The sequence below is a fragment of the Microcystis sp. M44BS1 genome, assembly GCF_020244875.1.
In the GTDB taxonomy this organism is placed as follows: Bacteria; Cyanobacteriota; Cyanobacteriia; order Cyanobacteriales; family Microcystaceae; genus Microcystis; species Microcystis panniformis.
On sequence record NZ_JADBVM010000082.1, the window covers coordinates 1 to 20532 of the forward strand.

A 20532-nucleotide genomic window follows, 5' to 3' on the forward strand; every position below is an offset into this window, starting at 1 on the left:
AATGGTGGGAAAAGCGCGAGCGGAGGTATTATTAGTCTGACGAATTACTTCTTGGTCAAAAGCGATCGCATCCATTCCTAAAGCATCATAAAAGTCTGAGCGTTCCCGTACAGTTAAACTATGGGTAGCAAAGACGGAAAGCAGGAAAAAACGACTCCATAATCTCGATCGCCAATTATTCCACAATTGCGGTTTAGCGCGCAGCAAGGTTTTAAAGATATCTCCGTGGCGATTTTCGTCCTGACACCAACTCTCGAAGTAATTAAAGAGAGGATTAAATTTATACTGGGGATGTTCTTCTAAATGACGATAAATGAGAATATAACGCCAATAACCGATTTTTTCGGAGAGATAGACTGTATAGAGAACCCATTCAAGGGGGAAAAAGGTGTAGGTACGGGTTTTGGTAATTTTGGCTAGATCGAGGGAAATATTAAAGTCAGCCATGGCTTTATTGAGAAATCCTGCATGGCGCGCCTCATCTCTAGCCATAAGATGAAATATCTCCCCTAACAAGGGATTACGGCTTTTTAGTTGTCGTGACAGTTCCTTAAATAACAAAAAGCCGGAAAATTCGGAGATACAGGAGCGTTCTAGATAATCTATAAAAGCATTTCTCGTTTTTTCATCGAGATTATCTTGATAGTTCTCAAATCCTTGCTGACGTTCAAAGTGATGCCGGTTGTAATCAGTCCGCATCTCCTCTAACATCGCTTTGATTTCGGTTTCTTGCAGAGAAAGGTCAAAATTGGCGGCAGCCTCAAAATCAGTGGTGTAAAAACGAGGAGTGAGGATAGTTTCGCGTAGAACAGCTTTTTTCTGGGAGGGGGGTTCGACGGTAGTTACCATGATGGAAATTACTTGACTACATAGCTATATAGGATTTTAAACATAAATAGGTAAGCCAATGATAATTATTAAGTTTTATCAATATTTTGGGCAGTAGTGAGCAAGGGAATCAGACAAGTGAGCGAGCCGATTAGGGAAATAGGGAGTAGAATAGAAAGGTTGTGAGTCTATAACTATCGTTAAAATACTATGGCTTGTCCCAAGAAGAAAACCTCAAATGCCAAGCGCGACCAACGGAGAGCGCACTGGAGAAAGCAAGCGGAGCGGGAAGCGCAAAAAGCCTTATCTTTGGGTAAATCTGTCCTTTCTGGTCGTTCTAACAGCTTTGTCTATCCCACTAAAGAGGAAGAAGAAGGGGAAGACGAGGAATAACTTGATGGTGGGGAGTGAGGTATAGAAGACCTTTTCGCTCCCTCATATTTTAAGATTTGTTGAGAATTTTCGTTGCGAGTCTCAAATAATGTTAGGCAAATTCTTTAAAAAACCAGAATCTCCCGATCAAGACCGAGTTCCTCCGGGCCAATATCTCGCTAGTGGTTTTCCTGTGCTTACCTACGGGGATACTCCCCAAATCAAGACCGAGAACTGGTTATTCAAGGTTTGGGGAAAGGTGGCCACGACTAAAACTTTTAACTGGTCGGATTTTATGGCCCTACCGCAGTCGGAGTTTACCAAGGATTTTCACTGTGTCACCCGTTGGTCAAAATTAGATGTGACTTGGACGGGAGTTAAGGTATCGGATTTTATGACCTTAATTGACCTGCTGCCGGAAGCTACCCACGTCATGCAACACTGTTATGGCGGTTATACCACTAACCTGACCCTAGAGGAGTTCCTGCACGAGGATAATTTTTTCGCTTTTCAACTGTTTGGTCAACCTTTACCCCCCGACCACGGTGGTCCGCTGCGCTTAGTTGTTCCCCATCTCTACGCTTGGAAAAGTTCTAAATGGATTAATGGCTTAGAATTTCTCGATCGAGAGCAATTGGGTTTCTGGGAACTTAATGGCTACCATCGACGAGGTGATCCCTGGTTAGAGGAACGTTATAGCGGTTTTTAACCAGTTTTGGCTTAAAATCGGGTGAGATAAGCAATCAAGTCCGCTAATTCCTATCATTAAAACAAGCAAAAGTCAAGGGGTAAGCAACAAATTTTTACTCGATTGCGACTGGGTAATTATAATTGCCGAATTGCCTGATCACAATATTGAACATATCCTGCTAACCCCAATGCTTGAAATAATTTCCGCGCTTGAAGATATGCTTCTTTCGCTTCCGATATACGATCGAGTTTATAGTAGGTAAGTCCCAGATTAAACAGAGTCTTTGGTTCTCCTATGATATACTCCATTTCCTGAAAGATTTCTAAGGACTTTTGATAAAACTCGCTCGCTTTTTGGTATTCTCCTAGGGAACCGTAAACATTCCCCAAACCTAGATAGGAATAAGCTTCTCCTGTTATATCAGAGATTTCCCGTTTGATTGCTAAGGATTGTTGATGAAACTCGCTCGCTTTTTGGTATTCTCCTAGGGAATAGTAAACACTGCCTAAATTATTGTAGGAAGACGCTTCACCCCCTCGATCATCGATTTTCCGTGTGATTGCTAAAGACTGTTGATAAAACTCGATCGCTTTTTGGTATTCTCCTAGGGAATAGTAAATACTGGCTAATGAGTCGAGACTCGCAACTAAATCAAGTTCTAGATTTAACTCTTTTTGTAAATCGATCGCTTTTTGATAATACTCGATCGCAAGCAGAAGTTCCTGACGATAATCTACCAATGGCAGATTTAATAAACGATGGTTATAAATCTTAGCTAAACTGGCATATAAACTCGCTAGTCTTGGCTCTTTTTTGCCTTTATTTACCTCGATTTGCTCGATTAGTTCTAACAAGTCTTCCTTAGAGATTAAAGGAATATCTTTATCTATAGTAATTTCGTCAAAAGATTGTAAAATTGGTAAAAATTCCTGAGAAGGTAAAAAGTTACTTGGAGGAGAAATAAAGCGAAAAACTCCTTTTCGCCAACTCCAAAAATCGGGGGACTTTTTGCGTAAATTTACTTCCACTGTGCTTGTTACCCAAAGAACGATGGAATAGGGAAATTCTCGCAATCCTTCCCTTGTCCATTGCAGATAACCAAAAAATTTATCTAGTTCCGATTTTTCCCGTTGCCATTCGGTCGCAACGCGCTCGCTACGCGAGATCGAGTGTAGTTTTTCCACTCCTGTGGTTGTGATCACGGCGTTTTTGCTTTGTAGTAACTCTGGTTTTCTGGAGACTAAACTAGCAATTGCTGCTCTTAAACTCGGTTCTTTTTGATCTAAATCAATCCGATAACAAGGGATTACTGGTTCTAATTCTTTGCTATAGCGATCGATGATTTCTTCTCGCAATTTTTCCTGATCACACACACAAATCAATATATTTAATCTCTCTTGATTTGCCTCTAGAGACACGATTAAACCTTCGTATTCTCTTTCATTTTGGTCAATAATTGAAGATGTTTCATCATTCATAATAAGTGGATAGGTGTTAAAAACTGTCAGATACCCCCATTAGGTAGGGTTGATTCATGAATCGACCCTACTATGAATCAACCCTACTATGAATCAACCCTAGGGGTTTGGGGGGTTCTACCCCCCAAAAGACTGGATTGATGACACAAACCTAAAAAGCACAGTTTTTAAACTGCACCGATCGAGGGATAATATAACCTTGATATTGACAATGGCGACTGATGAAAATTTTAATTATGGGTGGAACCCGATTTATCGGTGTTTCTTTGACTAAAGTGTTAGTAGAACAGGGTCATGAAGTAGTATTATTCAATCGTGGCAATAAACCCGCTCCGGTTGCCGGAGTACGACAGATTCATGGTGATCGCACTGATGCCTCACAACTTAAAGAAAAGCTTAAAAATGAAAGCTTTGAGGCAATTTTCGATAATAATGGCAGAGAATTAAGTGATACTCAGCCCCTCGTCCAAATTTTTAGGGACAGAATCCGGCATTTTGTCTATGTTAGCTCGGCGGGGGTTTATCTAAAATCCGACCAAATGCCCCATAAAGAAGGGGATAAACTAGATACCAAAAGTCGCCACAAGGGAAAACACGAGACAGAAAACTATTTAAGCGAGATGGGATTACCCTGGACTTCCATCCGTCCAGTCTATATCTACGGACCGCGCAACTATAATGACCTAGAAGCTTGGTTTTTTGACCGTTTGGTTCGTAATCGTCCTATTCCTATACCCAGTCATGGGGAACATTTTACCCAATTTGGTCACGTTGCCGATCTAGCTAAGGCCATGGCCGCAGTATTGGGTAATTCTCAGGCTATCGGTCAAGTGTATAATATTTCAGGCGATCGCTATGTAACTTTTAACGGTTTAGCAAAAGCTTGCGCGGCAGCCATGGGGAAAAATGCCGAGGAAATTGAGATTGTTAACTATAACCCCAAAAAATTTGACTTCGGCAAAAAGAAACCTTTCCCCCTGCGGGTTCAACATTTTTACGCTGATATTAATAAAGCTACCCGGGAGTTAAACTGGCAGCCTGAATATGATCTCGTCAGTGGTTTAACAGACTCCTTCCAGAATGATTATCTCGCTTCCGGTCGCGATCGGCAAGAAATAGACTTGGCGATCGATGACCAGATCTTGGCAAACCAATAAAATTAATTTTCTGGTGGAAGTGGGGAAGTGGGGAAGTGGGGAAGTGGGGAAGTGGGGGAATTTTAACTAAAACCCCAACACCCTAAAACCCTAAAACCCTAACCCCCAAACTGATGCAGCCTTAACCGGTTATTGGACATTCCACCAACCGAAAGCTGGCCCGACAAAACGAATAACCACCCAAACCCCGGCTAAAACTCCTATACCAATCCAGGCACCCCTAGTGGTTAACTTGTAAGCTTGGGCCGCTTGACTTTTGGTAATCGGTAGCCAAGGCAGGATATTTTCCTCCTGTCCATACTTATCACCCAGGGCCGATTGACGACGTTTTGATTCACCCATACTAATGTCAGTTATTAAGAGGTTTTTCTCTGATTGTATATCGAAAGACAACCGCCTACACTCACTCCCAGTCCATGAAGGAGGGCGATCGAAACTGACGGCCGACGACCGACTATTATAGAATTAAAGGTTGCGACTGAAACGAGAATAATTATGGCAACCATTAACAGTAATTACTTAAAACTAAAAGCGGGTTATCTTTTCCCAGAAATTGCCCGACGAGTCCAAGCTTTTGCGGCAGCTAATCCCGATGCTAATATTATCCGTCTGGGGATTGGGGATGTCACCGAACCTTTGCCCCTAGCTTGTCGCGAGGCAATGATCAAAGCGGTGGAGGAAATGGGCGATCGCTCTAGCTTTAAGGGTTACGGGCCCGAACAGGGTTATGCTTGGTTAAGGGAGAAAATCGCCGTCCATGATTTTCAGGCTCGCGGTTGTGAGATAAGTGCCGATGAAATCTTTATTTCCGACGGTTCTAAGTGTGATACGGGCAATATTCTCGATATTTTTGGAGATAATAACTCGATCGCTGTTACTGACCCAGTATATCCCGTTTACGTCGATACTAACGTTATGGCTGGACACACGGGAGAGGTCAACGAACGCGGCGAATACGAGGGCTTGATTTATCTGCCAATTACCGCCGAAAATAACTTTACTGCCCAGATTCCGACGGAAAAAGTCGATTTAATCTATCTCTGTTTTCCCAATAATCCCACCGGGGCCACGGCTACCAAAGAACACTTGACAGCTTGGGTTAATTATGCTAGGGCAAATGGATCGATTATCTTTTTTGATGCAGCCTACGAGGCCTTTATCACCGATGCCAGTTTACCCCACTCCATCTACGAAATCGAGGGGGCGCGGCAATGTGCGATCGAATTTCGCTCTTTTTCTAAAAATGCCGGTTTTACCGGGACCCGTTGCGCTTTAACCGTGGTTCCCCAAAGTCTGATGGCCAAAGCGGCCGACGGCAGCGATGTGCAACTCTGGAAACTGTGGAATCGTCGGCAATCGACCAAATTTAACGGCGTTTCCTACATTGTCCAACGGGGGGCTGAGGCGGTTTATTCCCCGGAAGGACAAGCACAAGTACAAGAACTTGTCAAGTTTTATTTACAAAATGCAACAATTATCCGAGAAAAATTAACCGCCGCCGGTTTAGAAGTCCATGGCGGCGTAAATGCGCCCTACGTTTGGGTAAAAACGCCCCAAGGTCTATCGAGTTGGGATTTCTTCGATAAACTGCTACATACCTGTAATGTGGTGGGAACCCCTGGATCCGGCTTTGGGGCCGCCGGAGAGGGTTATTTCCGACTATCGGCTTTTAATAGTCGTGCCAATGTCGAGGCCGCTATGGAAAGAATTATCAGTAAATTTCAAGGCTAATGGTCAAAAGAGGGATGTTTGCAACAACCCCATCGGGAATTGATAGACTGTTGACACACCCAATTTTTCGGTAACTACTCACCGACAACGGCTCACCGATGCGACCCTTTTGGTTAGAATCCTTACAGGTAGAAAGATTAACGATCGCAATTGCTGGCCTACCGGCACATCTGCAAGGGATCAAGTTGGTGCAGTGGTCAGATCTGCACTGCGATGAACAGCATTTGCCTGTAGCTGTCCTGCAAGAAGCGATCGCCATTACTAATCAGGAAAAACCCGATCTGATCTTCCTGACGGGGGATTTTATTACCGATAGTCCCCAGCCAATTTTTACCCTGGTAGATAGCATAAAAGCTCTCGAAAGTCAAGGGGGTATTTATGCTTGTTTAGGAAATCATGACAGTTATCTTCCCAACGCCAGGGAAACGGTGAGATCAGCCTTAACTAGCGTGGGAATTCGGGTACTCTGGAATGAAATCGCCACACCCTACGGCGAAAATTTTCCCATCGTCGGATTGGCCGATTATTGGTCTGGGGAATTTTTCCCGCAAATCCTCGAGCAAATTTCCCCCGATATACCCAGACTCGTCCTTTCCCATAATCCAGATACGGCCATGGTTTTAAAGGATTGGCGCGTGGATTTGCAGTTATCCGGTCATACCCACGGAGGTCAAGTGACTATCCCGGGTATGGGTTCCCTACCGATAGTTTTAGGGAAACTTAGGCGATCGCTGCCAGAACCCTATGGTCAATGGGTTCCCCTTCACCGGCAGTTTAGCAGAGTAGTCCGATACTGGCAATGGTCCGAGGGATTTCATCGAGTCGGGGAAAATCAATTATATGTGAATCGAGGCTTAGGAACCTATTTTCCCGGTCGTCTTTTTTGTCCCCCCGAAGTGACGGTAATTACTTTGATCAACGGCAGTCAGTCTTGAATCAGTGATCAGTGATCAGTCGTCAGATTTGAGTTTTTAGTGAACGGTATTAAATAGAAGTTTCCTAATGTCTTTTCACTGTTTACTTTTTTACTGATCCCTAATAAGCTGTTCGTAATTTAAATTGCTTGTTGAGACGAGGCAAGAGGCAAAAGGCAAGACCCCCCCGATGTCGGGGGGGCAAGGGGGGGGAAATTCGGCTAATCTAAAAATAAGCGGTTTAAATACGTCTTAGCTTACCATTTTTCTAAAGTAATGGCAGAACGTAGGTTGGGTTGAAGCATGAACCCCAACTAAACCCTACACCCCACACCCTACACCCCACACCCCACACCCCACACCCTGCCCCCACCAACAAACTTTTTCAGCAAACCCTAACTAAATGACTGAGCAAGATACTGACTGGATCGGTTTGATGATCGGCAATTCTCGGCTACATTGGGGGTATTTTCGCGGTCAAACTCTGTTAGCTTGTCTCGATACTCCCCACCTGAGGGAACCCCTAAGTAATGAATTTTTGCAACAAATTTTCCCTAAACTCTTGACAAATGAATGCAACTGTGCATTGATTGTCGCCTCGGTGGTTCCTAGCCAAAGAGAATTATGGGCAAATTATGGCAATTTACGGAGAATTACTTTAAAAGATATTCCTTTACTGGATTTATATCCGACATTCGGCATCGATCGAGCTTTAGCTGTCTTAGGTGCGGGAAAAAAATACGGATTTCCCTGTTTAGTCATTGATGCGGGAACAGCTTTAACTTTTACGGGAGTGGATGGGGATAAAAAGTTAGTGGGGGGAGCAATTTTACCCGGGTTAAAGGTGCAATTAGCCAGTTTAAGGGAACGGACGGCAGCCTTACCAGAGGTGTCCTTACCGGAAAGATTACCGCAGATGTGGGCAAAAGAAACAGCAGAAGGGATAAGAAGTGGGATAATTTATACAATTTTGGCGGGAATAGAAAAATTCAGTCTGGAATGGTTAAATTTATATCCAGAGAGCAGGATAATTTTAACAGGGGGAGATGGGGACTTAATTAGGGATTACTGGCAAGAAAACGCCATTACATCACTCCTAGTGGATAAGACGATCATTTTTGAGGGAATTGCCGCAGTTAAGGGAATATCCTCCTGTTTAATTGACAAAGGCGAACCTATCTAGTAAAGTCAGGGAAAGCTTTCTCAACTTGGGAAATTTCTGAACAACTGGGCAAAAAATTCAGTATATAGTTATGGCGATCATTCTAGTAACCGGTTCTGCTGGTTTAATCGGTTCTGAATCAGTCAGATTTTTTTGTGATCGGGGTTATACCGTCGTTGGAATTGATAATAATATGCGTCAGGTATTTTTTGGCGAAGACGCTTCAACGGAGTGGAATCGAGCCAAATTATCGCAAGATTACGGGGATAAATACATTCACCACGCTGTAGATATTCGGGATCATGAAGCTATTGCAGATATATTTAAAACCTATAGTCATGATATATCCTTAATTATCCACACGGCGGCGCAACCTTCCCACGATTGGGCAGCTAAGGATCCCTATATGGATTTTAGTGTCAATGCTAACGGAACTTTAGTTTTATTAGAAAATACTCGTCAACACTGTCCCCAAGCAGTATTTATTTTTTGTTCCACTAATAAAGTTTACGGGGACAGACCGAATGAATTGCCTTTAATAGAAAAAGAATTACGTTGGGAAATCTCGGAAAATCATCCTTATTTTGCTCATGGTATTGACGAGTTGATGAGTATTGATGCTTGTAAACATTCTTTGTTCGGTGCCTCGAAAGTGGCAGCGGATGTATTAGTACAGGAATACGGGCGTTATTTTGAGATGAAAACTGCCTCTTTTCGCGGTGGTTGTTTAACCGGGCCTAGTCATTCGGGAACCCAATTACACGGGTTTTTATCCTACTTAATGAAATGTACGATGATTGGCAAAGAATACAGTATTTATGGGTATAAGGGTAAGCAGGTACGGGATAACATTCATAGTTACGATCTTGTCAATGCTTTCTATCATTTTTATCAGGCCCCGCGAGTGGCAGAAGTTTATAATATCGGTGGTAGTCGCTTTAGTAATTGTTCCATGTTAGAAGCCATTCAGGAATGCGAAGCGATTGCGGAGAAAAAGTTAAACTGGCAGTATGTGGAGACTAATCGTATTGGTGATCATATCTGGTGGATTTCTGATGTGAGTAAGTTTAAAAATCATTATCCTGATTGGCAGTTAACCTACACAGTAACGGATATTCTCAAAGAGATTTTTAGTCAAAACGTTAGCCGTTGGACTTAGAGTAAATCAATAATTCTTCTCGTCAACTTTTATTTGCTAATTTTCCTTCGTTACAAAAGTAATTTTTAGCCAAATATACTGCTAGTAATTGAGGGACTCTGTTAATTAGTTAACCAGAGAACATTAGTGATGTTATTAGTAGCAATGTTGACCTAAAAAAACTAAACCAGAGCATATTTAAGAGACTATTATGTTAACTAAAATCTACAACAATAAAATTTTCCGATTTCTCATTGCTGGGGGAGTGGCATTTCTAATCAATTTATTCTTAATTTATTGGTTCATTGACGACTTGGGATTCAATACCCCAATTCTGGAAAATGTTGCTAATGTTATTTCGATAGAAATATCTTTAATTGCTAGTTTCTTTATCTATAGAATCTGGGTGTGGACTGGGGGAGATTGGACAATTAGAGATGTGATTTTGATACAACTTCCTCTCTATCATCTCTCGGCAGGTTTAGCCGTTTTACTGCGAGTTTTTTTGATATTTCCCTTCTTAAACTGGTTAGGAGTTAGCCACGGAGTTAACACAATGATTGGGGTTTTACTGGGAGCTAGTATTAACTATGTCGCCAGTGATAGCCTAATTTTTAAACCTAAGAATAAGACTAATGAGACAGAAATGTACTATCCCGAAGGATTAGCACCAGCTTTCGAGATGGACGGTTACTCTCACCCACGTCAATCAAGGGATAACTATGCAGTAAAAACCTTATCAATAGTTATTCCTGCTTACAACGAAGAAGATTGCATCGAAAGCACCACCCACTTAATATCTGAACGTTTAGAAGAGGATAAAATTGATTATGAAATCCTAGTGGTTAATGACAATAGCAAAGATAACACCGAAGCAGTTCTGCAAAAAATCAACCAAGAAAATCCCCGTATTCGCTACATCAATAACTATTATCCTAACGGGTTTGGTTTTGCGGTGCGCTGTGGATTAGAAAATTTTAGCGGCGATGCGGTGGCAGTAGTAATGGCCGATAATTCCGACTCTCCCGATAACATAGTGGACTATTATTATCAACTCCAAGAAGGCTACGATTGCGTTTTTGGTTCTCGTTTTATCAAAGGAGGAAAAGTTATTGATTATCCCCTGCACAAGTTATTCATTAATCGTTTGGCTAATCTATTTATTCAGGTTTTATTTGGGCTAAAATTTAATGATACCACTAACGCCTTTAAAATCTATCGTAAGGAGGTTATCGAAGGAATCTCACCTCTACTATCTCACCATTTTAACTTAACAGTAGAGATGCCCTTAAAAGCGATCGTGCGAGGATATTCCTACACGACAATTCCCATCACTTGGCGCAATCGTACCACGGGGGTTTCCAAGTTAAAACTCAAGGAAATGGGTAGTCGTTATTTATTTATAGTTCTCTCTATATGGTTAGAAAAACACTTTTCTCGAGGCGACTATAAGCGTAAACCTGTCCAAAAAATTAGACAAAAGTAACCAAGTAAATTTAGAGGTTAAAACCATGTTAGACGAGCAAGTAACCCGACAAATGGAATACTTAAAGAGACTTTACGAAAGTCGCTTTAATCCTCAAGAAAGAAAAGCAAAATTAGCTCTTTGGAAAGTTTTAGTTAATAATTTTTTACAAAATCATGTTACTGTCAATGATACAGTTTTAGATATTGGTGGAGGTTACTGCGAATTTATTAACCAAATTCGGTCTAAAAATAAATACTTAATCGATCTTAATCCTGATGCAAAAGTTTTTGCTAATCCTGATGTAACGGTCTTGAATCTCAATATTCTCAGTATAAATGAGCAGCAAAAACTTGATATCAGATTTGATAAAATTTTTATCTCCAACTTTTTCGAGCATTTAAATAGTGCGGAGGAATTAATCGAAGTTTTGGGATTTTGTTATGACATTTTAACTCCGGGCGGATCACTTCTAGTGATTCAACCTAATTTTAAGTATTCTTATAAAGAATACTATGATTTTATCGATCATAAACTACCTATAACTCACCTTTCTTTAAAGGAGTTATTGGAAACAATTGGTTTTAGAATCGATACTTTAATTCCTCGTTTTCTACCATTTTCTACGAAAGGAAGACCCGCTTCACCCACCTTACTCAAAATTTATTTAAAATTTCCTATTTTCTGGAATTTCTTGGGTGGGCAGCTATTTGTCAAAGCCACCAAACCCAGATAATTACTGACAATACAGTGATTCAAAGTAACCTATAAATACTAATCAAGATTGTACAATTATGACTAGGCAAGTGTTAATTACTGGTGGTGCGGGTTTTGTGGGCAGTTCTTTAGGTTTAGGATTAGCCCAACTCTATCCCGACTGGAAAATTATCGCCTTAGATAACTTAAAACGTCGCGGTTCCGAGTTGAATATTCCCCGTCTTAAACAGGCGGGAATTGAATTTGTTCATGGAGATGTCAGAAATGCGGAAGACTTAGAAGCATCCGCTTTGCCAGTGGATTTAATCCTAGAATGTTCAGCAGAACCTTCCGTTTTAGCTGGTTATACTTCCCCTGGCTACGTTTTACAAACCAACTTAATTGGAACGATTAACTGTTTAGAATTAGCTAGACAAACCCAAGCAGATTTTATTTTTCTCTCCACCAGCAGAGTTTATCCCATCGCCTATCTTAATCAATTAAACTATACAGAAACAGATACTCGTTTTCAGTTATCTGAACAGCAAAATTTACCTGGTGTTTCTGCTTTTGGTATCAGTGAACAATTTCCCTTAGATTTGCCCCGTTCTCTCTACGGTTCCACTAAGTTAGCATCAGAATTGATTATTAATGAATATGGGGATGCCTACGGATTAAGAACTTTAATTAATCGCTGTGGAGTTTTAACCGGTCCTTGGCAAATGGGAAAAGTTGATCAGGGAGTTTTTGCCCTTTGGGTGGCTAATCATTACTTTCAGAAGTCCTTAAAATATATCGGTTATGGGGGTACGGGGAAACAGGTTAGAGATTTTCTTCATGTAGCTGACTTACTCGATTTAATCGATATTCAGATGGCTAATTTAGAACAATTCAAAGGGCAGACTTTTAATGTGGGGGGTGGGCAAGATTTTTCCTTGTCTCTTTATGAAACTACAAAACTATGTCAAGAAATCACCGGCAATAGTATAATGATTGAGGCAATTCCCCAAAATCGCACCGGAGATATGCCAATTTTCATCACTGATTCTCGCAAAATCAGTTCTATAACTGGATGGCAACCCCAGCGAGACGGTAGAAAATTAATCCAAGATATTTTTGATTGGATTCACACCCACGAAAAGGAATTAAAAGGTATTTTTTAACTGAACAATTATGCAGAAAAAATCTCTCAAATCACCTGTAGTCGTCAAGGGAATACTAATTATTATTACTGCCTACTTTTTTCTGGCAAATTTGCCTATTATTGATTGGCTAGAAATTGGTTTAGATGCTTCTTGGGCTTTTGCCATTAGTGATGCTGCCCATAAACAGTTAATTTTTGGCAAGGATATCATATTCACCTATGGACCCCTAGGCTATCTGGTTCATGGCACATCTTTAAATCACAACTTTTCCCAAATTATCTATTTTCGCTGGTTGATACACCTTTGTCTATTAGCGGTGGTTATTCTCAGATTTTTATTTATTAAAAGCTATAGCAATCAGATAGTTTTTGTGCTGTCAATTATTTTGCTAACCTAGTAGGAAATCCCTACAACAGTATCGGCTTTACTGTTGATTATCAGATAACATTTATCCTCCTGATACTCATGTCTTTTGATAACTTTTTTCAAAAGTACATCAATTATTTAGCTATAGCTATTGGCATGATCACTGGGTTCTCTATACTCACTAAACTAACTCTAGGAATTTATCTAGCAGGAAGCCTGTTTATCTACATATTTGTTAATATTTTTCGGGGATATTTTCAAAAGTCACCATCGATAGTTATAAAAAATGTTCTCGCTGGTATCAACTTAACTTTAACCATTCCTTCCATTGCCTTTATTTTTCTCTATCCAGCCTCTTATAACCCAGCCTTTATCCACATTATAGTTAATCTTTGCATTGCTGGAGGAGTGGCTTTAACTCTCTGGTTTATCGTCAGATCTGCCCGCCTATCGGCACCGCCCTTATTAAGGGAGGCAAGGGGGATCAAAGGCAGAATCTATATTCTATTTAATCAGAACTACTTACTTAACTTGTTACCTCTGTTAGTATTTTATGGGCTTTATGGGTTACTTCTCCTCCAAACAATTAATCTAGATAATTTTCCCTCTCTCATCGAATATTTGAGCAATTCTTGGGCATTTTCTTCGGGTTATTCCAGTGGGATGAGTATTGTAGGAAATTACCCGCGTTTACTAATTGCCTTGCTCTGCTTTGCCTTAAGTTTGCTTTTAATGTCTCTGGCAATTATAGATCAAAAAATTAGTCTAGCTATTGCCTATATTTTTCCTATATTTTTATCATTTAAGCATGGATTTGTTAGGCAAGATGCTCACGTTGTTGTTTTTACACTTGTGGTTATTCTCTTAGCTTCTCTCTATACAACAATTATTAAAAAATCTCGGTTTAAGAAAATTGCTTATTGTGCTTGGGGAATAATTTTTTTGGGATGTATTATTATCACCTCTAGTCCTAATTGGACTATATTGGAAAATGCTCGCAAGTGGAGTAATTTCAGTCCCGATAGGGTGGCTAATAATATTGGGGTTGTCATTTCCTCTATGCTTAATCCCAGAGAATTAAAAATGCGAGGTGAAAGGAGTACAACTCAAAATTTACAAGTCATTGCTGCCGCTACCAAAATACCCGATTCTGTGCTGGAAAAAGTGCAAGGCAAAACTATTGATATAATTCCCTGGGAATTTTCACTTATTCCAGGCAATCAGCTTAATTGGAAACCGCGGCCGATTATTCAATCCTATTCTGCTTATACAGAAAAACTGGATGAACTAAATTATCAAAGCTTATCTCAATCTCCCAGAGATTATCTGATTTATCACTTTCAAGCTATTGATGGCAGACATCCTTTTTTTGATGAACCGAAAGCCTTTTCCTATGTGGTTTGTAATTATCAACTTGACTCGGTAAATTCGCCCTTCCAAGTCCCCGCAATCAAAACCAACTTTTATCTTCTAGAAAGACAAAAAGTCAGTCGTTGCAGTCCAACACCTTTAGGAGAGACTACTAATATTACTTGGGATCAAGTCCATGAATTACCTACTCGTAATAGTGGGATTACTCGTGTTCAAGTTAAATTTGAATATTCTTGGTTGGGTAAAATAGTCAAACAACTCTTTAGAATCCCTCCCGTGATAATTAACGTTAATTATCTCGATGGAACTCAAGCCAATTTTCGCTTTGTTCAAGATAATTCAGCTAATGGAGTTATCCTTAGTCACTTACCGAGAAATGATCAGGAATTAATGGCATTTTTTCAAGGAAAATTACCACCACAAGTCAAATCTTTTAGCTTTTCTGTCAGTAATCCTCTGCTATTCTCCCCAGAAATAAAAGTAACGCCTTTTTGGGAAGTTGAGACTGGTTCATAATCTTTCTTGAACCTTGAAAAGCGGTTAATATCTCTGGCAAATGGAGAATAGGGAACTCGAATCCCTGACCTCTGCGGTGCGATCGCAGCGCTCTACCAACTGAGCTAATTCCCCAGATATAGACCATAATAGCATTTTTGAGCAGAAAATCCTAGGAACTGGCAAGGGATCGAGGGGCAAAAAATCAGGCGGCTTGCCTCTGGAAAACTTTAAAATGGAAAAAGTAATCTTGAGGATGATAACCAATGGCGATACTACGCTTAGAGAATGGGACAACCTATACCCAGTTAGCCGATATTAGTCTGGAATTGGCCAAATTAAATGTTACTTTGAACTATTGGCCGATCGAAAACGAGGCCACCCATCAGCTACTTAAACAAGCTTCTCTGACTGACGAAGAAAAAGAAATAGTTTTAACCAGCTTAGACGGTTATTTTGAGCAACTAAAGCAAGAAGCGGGTTATCAAGCTAGAGATTTAATCGTTTTACACCCTGAAATTCCCAATCTCGACACTTTACTGGCCAAATTCGAGCGCTGTCACACCCACGCTGACGATGAGGTGCGTTATATCATTGATGGGGAGGGGGTTTTTGGCTTTGTCTTTCCCGATGGTTCTCAGGGGGAATTAACTATTCAACCTCAAGAATATATCAATGTTCCTGCCCATAGCGAACACTGGTTTCACCTCACTGCCAGTAAACGAGTTAAAGCAGTGCGTTACTTCACCACTACCGCCGGATGGGTTCCCGAATACACGGAAACCGTTATTCGTTTTCCTAGTTTAACAGCCGTGTAGCTCTTGGTTTTAGGCGAGTGCTTTCCCAATAAGACAGATAAGTTTTGCGGGGATGGCAACGCCGGCAGCCACAATCTGTTAAGCGGCAAATTTGTCCTGTGGAAAATCTCCCGTCTAGTGCCTAGCTTGACGGGAGATTGTCTCAATTCGGGGGATTGGCGTGATAGATTTAGTCTAAGCCGAATTGATTGCCCCGTTTGTACTGTAAATAGGCGGCAACGAACAAACCCGCTAGGGTAATGGGAATTAAGCCTAGGACAATCCCTAGCACTAAAGGTTCAATCACGTCTGTACTCCTTGGATTAGCAATTTTTCACCCGTATTTTATCCTAGCAGGGGTCGCCCGCGAAAGATAGGGCGATCGCACATACTTCTTAAGTGGAGTGTTGGGGTAGTGGGGTGTGGGGTGTGGGGTGTGGGGTGTTGGGGTAGTGGGGAATTTAGCTGAAATTTCCCTAAATCCCCATCTCCCTAAATCCCTGTCTCGCAGTCTCCCGACTCCCGAAAAGGAAAACTTCACCATTAAGATAACTGCTGCACTTTAGGAGCGATCGAGAAAAAATTTTCTCAATTTGCCTTTACCCCAATAGCGATCGATTTCGTGCCAGAGATTGTGGAGACAAAAAACCACTGCGAGACAGAGAGTAACCGCAAGGATTTGAGAAAAACTTTCCCTTTGCCAAAATTTGGCGATTGCCTCCGAAATCACCCGCGTTACCCGATAAGCTTCCAAAAAACCCTCGATCGAGCCGAGAATCAGTGCTGCTAGGGTATAAACAAAGGTTCGATACAGAACGCTAAGGTAACGGGGACGATTTTCTAACCATTCTAGCTTCATGGCTGCGTCGAGAATGGCCACGGTTTTTGCCGCAAGGATCGCTCCTACGATCGCTTTACCCAAAACGTAGGTGGTAATCGAATACTCTTCCAGAAACAATTTCATGATCAGAAGAATATAACCGAAAGCCAAGAAAAAAAACAGGGTAAGAGAACCGATTTTTTTAAATTCCTTTTTAATTGCTTCCATTGATTTTTTTTGATATTTTCTGCCAAGATAGCGGTCGCGCTGCCGGATAGTCCTTTAACTATAAGCTATAGTTAATTATTTGTTGCAGCTATTCTCCCATCTCCACCAGCAAGTTTGAGCGCCGATAACTGAACTGATGCTTGAAACTAATTACGGCTTGCTGAATAAATCTAAAAACCTTGTTGTATAAGACTTTTAGACTTGTTTTCCCTCAAAAAGTGCCGACCTTTGGAGTGATTGGGGGGAAAATTCCGGGACTTTTTCCCTGAAAATTAGGTAATTGACCACCTGAAAATCGGTAAAACCCCACACCCCACACCCCACACCCCACACCCTGCCCCTAGGAAAAGCTTTTTCAGCAAACCCTAATTACAGCTTGATTGTCGATAAAATGAGGATTACCGAGGGGATCGATGGCACTGAAAGCGGAGAAATAACGGCGTACTAGGGGCGGAAAATCGCTAAAATCGAAGATTGTGTCACCTTTGGCCACATCTGCCCAAAAATTGCGTAATTTCGGGGCTAATTCCTCCGCTAGACTCACGGGAAGATTGAGGGGATGGCAGGTTAATAAACGCATCATAAAAGGATAAGAGCGATCGCCTAACCATTGCCGAGAAATAGCGGGTAAATTCTCCCATCCGGGTATATTTTGCAGATGAAAGGATTCTATGGCTAATTCAACTGTGTTTTCGCGATATTCTAGCACCCGGTAGGGATGGGGATAACTGACGAGGGAACCGGTGGTAATTTCATAGATACCTCTAGTAAAAGCCAGATCCTGCACGTGGAGATGGCCGGTAATCAACAATTTTACGCCGTTTTCCTGTAGTATATCGAGCAGTTCTACCGCATTAGCCAACATATAGCGTTTACCTAATTCATGATTGCTTTGTCCGGGTAAATGCTCGATAACGTTATGATGGATCATCACCATCACTAGATTGTTTTTTAGCGCTGGTAAAGTCTGTTTTAACCACTGCAATTGTTCTGCATCTAAACTGCCAATTTGTTTACCTTGGTCATCGAATTGATTAGAATTAAGACCGATTAATTGCACTCCAGGTAAAATTTCTTTTTGGTAGTATATTTGTTCGGGATGGCTGTAACCAAATTGTTGATAATAGAAGGGAAAATCTGCTAAACCGATCTGGTTTTCTGTTGCGGTTAAACTCAAAACATCATGATTACCCGGCACCACATAGACGGGAAAGGGTAAAGTGGCTAAACAATCGGCTAACCAACGATGATTTTCTGGTTCACCATCTTGGGTTAAATCGCCAGCAATCAGCAGAAAATCGAGGTTAAGGGTGATGAGATGGTCTAAAACGATTTTTAAAGCGGGAATACTCACTTCCACCAGATGAAAGCGATTAGAATGGTTCAAAATGGTTGTGGGTAAAGCGATATGAGGATCGCTGAGAATGGCGAAACGGAAATTCATCGCATTCAATTGGGCTAAATATCGGTAAACTAGATCGATCGAGGAGAAATGAGGAGAAAATATCTTTGGCTAAAGTTCGCGTTCGTCAGCACGTCAATCCCTTAAGTCATAAATATCGCCATCCGATCGCTCCCCCCGATTGGAATCAAGTTTATCAGGATATGACACCACCTCTCCATCTTGATATTGGTTGTGCGCGAGGTAAATTTTTGTTACAAATGGCCCAAGTATATCCAGAAATTAATTTTTTGGGCATTGAAATTCGTCAACCTTTGGTAATTGAAGCCAATCAGGAACGGGAAAGGTTAGGATTAACTAATCTCGCTTTTGTTTTTGGCAATATGAATGTTGCCCCAGAAATTTTACTGCAATCTTTGCCCGCAGATAAGTTATCTTGGGTGTCGATTCAATTTCCCGATCCTTGGTTTAAACAGCGTCACAGTAAGCGTCGAGTCGTGCAGCCGGAATTAGTCATAGCTTTGGCTAAATATATGGTAGCTGGAGGCTGGGTTTTTTTACAGTCGGATGTGGAATCGATCGCCCTGGAAATGACGGAGAGATTTCAGGCACATCCCCATTTTGTTCGGCAACATCAAACCCCCTGGTTAGCGGAAAATATTTTCCCCGTACCGACGGAAAGGGAAAAGTCCACTTATAATAAAGGTCAACCGGTTTATCGCTCGCTTTTTCGAGTTCGGTAGCTTTAGTTAAAATATCTTGGCACTGTCTGAAATCATGGTTAGAAATCTCGACTCACCCCTAATACTTGAGGACAATAATCGCCCCCCCGTCTCTCAATTGCTGGAATTTCTCTTAACCAAAGAAAAAAACAATAAAAAAACTAAAGAAAATCTTACTTTTGAGGCTTTGGTCGGTACTTGGCGATTATACTTTATCACGGGAACTCAAAAAGCGAAAAAGAGAGCGGGGATTGTTTTGGGGAAGGGGTGCTATCTACCATCCTGGTTAAAAATTACCATCTCTTACCAAAGAAATGAGAGCTTAGAACTGGGAGAATTTATCTCTGGAAGCGTCAGCAATCAGATAGTTTTAGGGGCAGTAAAACTATCCGTAAGCGGTCCAGTTAAGTTTTTTCCTAAAACCCGTCTTCTCGCTTTTGATTTTACCCGGATCAACCTAACCCTATTTAATCGCTCTCTCTATTCAGGTTTTATTAGAAATGGCCAGGTAAGTGAAGCGAATTTTTATCAGGAAAGTATCAAAAAACAGGCATTTTTTGCCTATTTTTTGATCACAGAAACAATGATAGCAGCCCGGGGACGAGGGGGAGGATTAGCCCTTTGGGTAAAAGAGGTAAGTGAGACAAAACTAGCTGAAAAATAAGTGATTAGAGGAGAAATAGATGGGATATTCTATCGAGGTAGATGGGACAAATTTTGACAGTGAAGTGATCGAGAAGTCCTATCTAAATACAGTGATTTTAGACTTTTATGCTCTCTGGTGTGGACCCTGTAAATTGGTAAAACCGATGCTGGAAAAACTGGCCAGTGAATATAATTTTATCCTGGCAAAAATAGATATAGATAAAAATCCCGAATTAGCCGAACAATACGATGTGGAAGGAGTTCCCGATGTGCGAATTGTCAGCAAGGGAGAAGTGTTACCCTGTTTTGTCGGTGCTTTGCCAGAAGAACAAATTAGAGACTTATTTTACCGTCTCGATTTACAATCGGAATTAGAAACAGGATTAGCAGAAATCCAAGAAGCGATCGCCCTCGATAATTTGCCCGCAGCTAAACAATTATTTGATCGTCTTTTTCCTAAATATCCCAACGAACCGCGATTAGTTATTATGGCGGTAAAATTTCTCATGCGTCTAGAAAAATGGTCTGATGCCTACCGATTAATCAGTGCTATTAAAGAGGAAAATCCTGTTATCAAAGGTTGGAAAACTCTCCTAGAATTTCAACAGTTAACACCAGAAAATAATCCCCTCGATTCGATATTTTTTACTGGGATTAATTTCGCTTTAAAAGAAGATTATGCCGCCGCTTTAGATAAACTGATCAGCCTGGTGGGAGAAAGTAGAAAATATCGTCAGGATGGCGCAAGAAAAGCCATGTTAGCCATATTTCAGATTTTGGGAGTTAGTCATCCCCTCACCCAAGAATACCAAGCAAAGTTAACATTTCTGCTCTACTAGGTAGGGTTTACTAAAAAAGTTTGTTGGTGGGGTTAATAGTCGGTCAAAACTAAAGCAATTCCCCTAGAAA

At 41.1% G+C, this 20532-nt stretch carries 20 protein-coding genes, 1 tRNA gene and 1 pseudogene; 15 read left to right on the forward strand and 7 right to left on the reverse strand.

Annotated elements, in window-relative coordinates; all coding sequences use genetic code 11:
- Positions 1 to 849 (reverse strand): magnesium-protoporphyrin IX monomethyl ester (oxidative) cyclase (acsF, locus tag IM515_RS05440; protein WP_287630288.1); only part of this gene is annotated, 849 nt, incomplete at its 3' end.
- Positions 850 to 1038: 189 nt separating this feature from the next.
- Here acsF and rpmF point away from each other — a divergent pair.
- Together rpmF and IM515_RS05450 are read left to right on the forward strand one after the other, a co-directional pair.
- Positions 1039 to 1221: a 50S ribosomal protein L32 gene (gene rpmF / locus IM515_RS05445; RefSeq protein ID WP_004161392.1), complete on the forward strand. Its 183-nt coding sequence runs from the start codon at positions 1039 to 1041 to the stop codon at positions 1219 to 1221.
- 88 nt (positions 1222 to 1309) lie between these two features.
- On the forward strand, positions 1310 to 1909 hold the full coding sequence (locus tag IM515_RS05450) for a sulfite oxidase-like oxidoreductase (RefSeq protein ID WP_287630289.1): 600 nt from the start codon (positions 1310 to 1312) through the stop codon (positions 1907 to 1909).
- Between the two features lie 116 nt (positions 1910 to 2025).
- Here IM515_RS05450 and IM515_RS05455 read toward each other — a convergent pair whose 3' ends face one another.
- Positions 2026 to 3369 (reverse strand): tetratricopeptide repeat protein, encoded by a 1344-nt coding sequence (locus IM515_RS05455; RefSeq protein ID WP_287630290.1) that lies wholly within the window; start codon positions 3367 to 3369, stop codon positions 2026 to 2028.
- Between the two features lie 221 nt (positions 3370 to 3590).
- Between IM515_RS05455 and IM515_RS05460 the strand changes: the two genes are divergently transcribed.
- Positions 3591 to 4526, forward strand: coding sequence for an NAD-dependent epimerase/dehydratase family protein (locus IM515_RS05460; RefSeq protein WP_287630292.1), 936 nt, complete (start codon positions 3591 to 3593; stop codon positions 4524 to 4526).
- Between the two features lie 129 nt (positions 4527 to 4655).
- Here the strand turns inward: IM515_RS05460 and IM515_RS05465 are convergent, their stop codons facing one another.
- Positions 4656 to 4868: a DUF2839 domain-containing protein gene (locus tag IM515_RS05465; protein ID WP_002737353.1), complete on the reverse strand. Its 213-nt coding sequence runs from the start codon at positions 4866 to 4868 to the stop codon at positions 4656 to 4658.
- Between the two features lie 153 nt (positions 4869 to 5021).
- On the opposite strand from IM515_RS05465, the gene IM515_RS05470 reads away from it, so the two are divergent.
- From IM515_RS05470 to IM515_RS05510, 8 genes and pseudogenes are all read left to right on the forward strand, one after another.
- Positions 5022 to 6257 carry an LL-diaminopimelate aminotransferase gene (locus IM515_RS05470; protein ID WP_287630293.1) on the forward strand — a complete coding sequence of 412 codons (1236 nt, stop codon included), beginning with the start codon at positions 5022 to 5024 and terminating at the stop codon, positions 6255 to 6257.
- Between the two features lie 98 nt (positions 6258 to 6355).
- Positions 6356 to 7192, forward strand: coding sequence for a metallophosphoesterase (locus tag IM515_RS05475; RefSeq protein WP_287630294.1), 837 nt, complete (start codon positions 6356 to 6358; stop codon positions 7190 to 7192).
- Positions 7193 to 7574: 382 nt separating this feature from the next.
- Complete coding sequence (locus IM515_RS05480; protein WP_287630295.1) at positions 7575 to 8354, forward strand: pantothenate kinase; 780 nt, start codon at positions 7575 to 7577, stop codon at positions 8352 to 8354.
- Positions 8355 to 8424: 70 nt separating this feature from the next.
- Positions 8425 to 9492, forward strand: a complete 1068-nt coding sequence (locus tag IM515_RS05485; protein ID WP_287630297.1) for an NAD-dependent epimerase/dehydratase family protein — start codon at positions 8425 to 8427, stop codon at positions 9490 to 9492.
- 190 nt (positions 9493 to 9682) lie between these two features.
- The gene (locus IM515_RS05490) at positions 9683 to 10957 is read left to right on the forward strand and encodes a glycosyltransferase (protein ID WP_193960033.1); all 1275 of its coding nucleotides are present in this window, start codon (positions 9683 to 9685) and stop codon (positions 10955 to 10957) included.
- A gap of 25 nt (positions 10958 to 10982) precedes the next feature.
- On the forward strand, positions 10983 to 11672 hold the full coding sequence (locus tag IM515_RS05495; protein WP_004161424.1) for a class I SAM-dependent methyltransferase: 690 nt from the start codon (positions 10983 to 10985) through the stop codon (positions 11670 to 11672).
- A gap of 58 nt (positions 11673 to 11730) precedes the next feature.
- Positions 11731 to 12795, forward strand: a complete 1065-nt coding sequence (locus IM515_RS05500; protein ID WP_287630298.1) for an NAD-dependent epimerase/dehydratase family protein — start codon at positions 11731 to 11733, stop codon at positions 12793 to 12795.
- A gap of 10 nt (positions 12796 to 12805) precedes the next feature.
- Positions 12806 to 15030, forward strand: a pseudogene (locus IM515_RS05510) (hypothetical protein).
- 41 nt (positions 15031 to 15071) lie between these two features.
- On the opposite strand, the gene IM515_RS05515 reads toward IM515_RS05510, so the two are convergent.
- Positions 15072 to 15144: transfer RNA gene (locus IM515_RS05515), tRNA-Ala, on the reverse strand.
- A 131-nt stretch (positions 15145 to 15275) separates the two neighbouring features.
- On the opposite strand from IM515_RS05515, the gene IM515_RS05520 reads away from it, so the two are divergent.
- Positions 15276 to 15827 carry a 1,2-dihydroxy-3-keto-5-methylthiopentene dioxygenase gene (locus IM515_RS05520; protein ID WP_016515988.1) on the forward strand — a complete coding sequence of 184 codons (552 nt, stop codon included), beginning with the start codon at positions 15276 to 15278 and terminating at the stop codon, positions 15825 to 15827.
- A 169-nt stretch (positions 15828 to 15996) separates the two neighbouring features.
- On the opposite strand, the gene petG is transcribed toward IM515_RS05520, so the two are convergent.
- From petG to IM515_RS05535, 3 genes are all read right to left on the reverse strand, one after another.
- Entirely contained in the window at positions 15997 to 16113 is a 117-nt protein-coding gene (gene petG, locus IM515_RS05525; protein WP_002738052.1) for a cytochrome b6-f complex subunit V, read from the reverse strand.
- Positions 16114 to 16368: 255 nt separating this feature from the next.
- Positions 16369 to 16854, reverse strand: a complete 486-nt coding sequence (locus IM515_RS05530; protein ID WP_016515987.1) for a hypothetical protein — start codon at positions 16852 to 16854, stop codon at positions 16369 to 16371.
- 355 nt (positions 16855 to 17209) lie between these two features.
- On the reverse strand, positions 17210 to 18298 hold the full coding sequence (locus tag IM515_RS05535) for a metallophosphoesterase family protein (RefSeq protein WP_287630301.1): 1089 nt from the start codon (positions 18296 to 18298) through the stop codon (positions 17210 to 17212).
- Positions 18299 to 18363: 65 nt separating this feature from the next.
- Between IM515_RS05535 and trmB the strand changes: the two genes are divergently transcribed.
- From trmB to IM515_RS05550, 3 genes are read left to right on the forward strand one after another with little or no spacing between them, the layout of a single operon-like run.
- Positions 18364 to 18999 (forward strand): tRNA (guanosine(46)-N7)-methyltransferase TrmB, encoded by a 636-nt coding sequence (gene trmB, locus IM515_RS05540; protein ID WP_193961794.1) that lies wholly within the window; start codon positions 18364 to 18366, stop codon positions 18997 to 18999.
- A gap of 34 nt (positions 19000 to 19033) precedes the next feature.
- Complete coding sequence (locus tag IM515_RS05545) at positions 19034 to 19642, forward strand: hypothetical protein (protein ID WP_193961222.1); 609 nt, start codon at positions 19034 to 19036, stop codon at positions 19640 to 19642.
- Between the two features lie 19 nt (positions 19643 to 19661).
- Positions 19662 to 20462 (forward strand): tetratricopeptide repeat protein, encoded by an 801-nt coding sequence (locus IM515_RS05550; RefSeq protein ID WP_193961221.1) that lies wholly within the window; start codon positions 19662 to 19664, stop codon positions 20460 to 20462.
- The last annotated feature ends 70 nt before the right edge of the window (positions 20463 to 20532 follow it).

Excerpts from the sequence above, each read along its gene's own strand:
- IM515_RS05485 (WP_287630297.1), top strand. The coding sequence starts at position 8,425 with ATGGCGATCATTCTAGTAACCGGTTCTGCTGGTTTAATCGGTTCTGAA.
- IM515_RS05460 (WP_287630292.1), top strand. The coding sequence starts at position 3,591 with ATGAAAATTTTAATTATGGGTGGAACCCGATTTATCGGTGTTTCTTTG.
- IM515_RS05455 (WP_287630290.1), bottom strand. The coding sequence starts at position 3,369 with ATGAATGATGAAACATCTTCAATTATTGACCAAAATGAAAGAGAATAC.
- IM515_RS05545 (WP_193961222.1), top strand. The coding sequence starts at position 19,034 with ATGGTTAGAAATCTCGACTCACCCCTAATACTTGAGGACAATAATCGC.
- IM515_RS05470 (WP_287630293.1), top strand. The coding sequence starts at position 5,022 with ATGGCAACCATTAACAGTAATTACTTAAAACTAAAAGCGGGTTATCTT.
- IM515_RS05530 (WP_016515987.1), bottom strand. The coding sequence starts at position 16,854 with ATGGAAGCAATTAAAAAGGAATTTAAAAAAATCGGTTCTCTTACCCTG.
- IM515_RS05465 (WP_002737353.1), bottom strand. The coding sequence starts at position 4,868 with ATGGGTGAATCAAAACGTCGTCAATCGGCCCTGGGTGATAAGTATGGA.
- IM515_RS05450 (WP_287630289.1), top strand. The coding sequence starts at position 1,310 with ATGTTAGGCAAATTCTTTAAAAAACCAGAATCTCCCGATCAAGACCGA.
- IM515_RS05480 (WP_287630295.1), top strand. The coding sequence starts at position 7,575 with ATGACTGAGCAAGATACTGACTGGATCGGTTTGATGATCGGCAATTCT.
- IM515_RS05520 (WP_016515988.1), top strand. The coding sequence starts at position 15,276 with ATGGCGATACTACGCTTAGAGAATGGGACAACCTATACCCAGTTAGCC.
- IM515_RS05500 (WP_287630298.1), top strand. The coding sequence starts at position 11,731 with ATGACTAGGCAAGTGTTAATTACTGGTGGTGCGGGTTTTGTGGGCAGT.
- IM515_RS05495 (WP_004161424.1), top strand. The coding sequence starts at position 10,983 with ATGTTAGACGAGCAAGTAACCCGACAAATGGAATACTTAAAGAGACTT.
- rpmF (WP_004161392.1), top strand. The coding sequence starts at position 1,039 with ATGGCTTGTCCCAAGAAGAAAACCTCAAATGCCAAGCGCGACCAACGG.
- IM515_RS05550 (WP_193961221.1), top strand. The coding sequence starts at position 19,662 with ATGGGATATTCTATCGAGGTAGATGGGACAAATTTTGACAGTGAAGTG.
- IM515_RS05490 (WP_193960033.1), top strand. The coding sequence starts at position 9,683 with ATGTTAACTAAAATCTACAACAATAAAATTTTCCGATTTCTCATTGCT.
- IM515_RS05475 (WP_287630294.1), top strand. The coding sequence starts at position 6,356 with ATGCGACCCTTTTGGTTAGAATCCTTACAGGTAGAAAGATTAACGATC.
- IM515_RS05535 (WP_287630301.1), bottom strand. The coding sequence starts at position 18,298 with ATGAATTTCCGTTTCGCCATTCTCAGCGATCCTCATATCGCTTTACCC.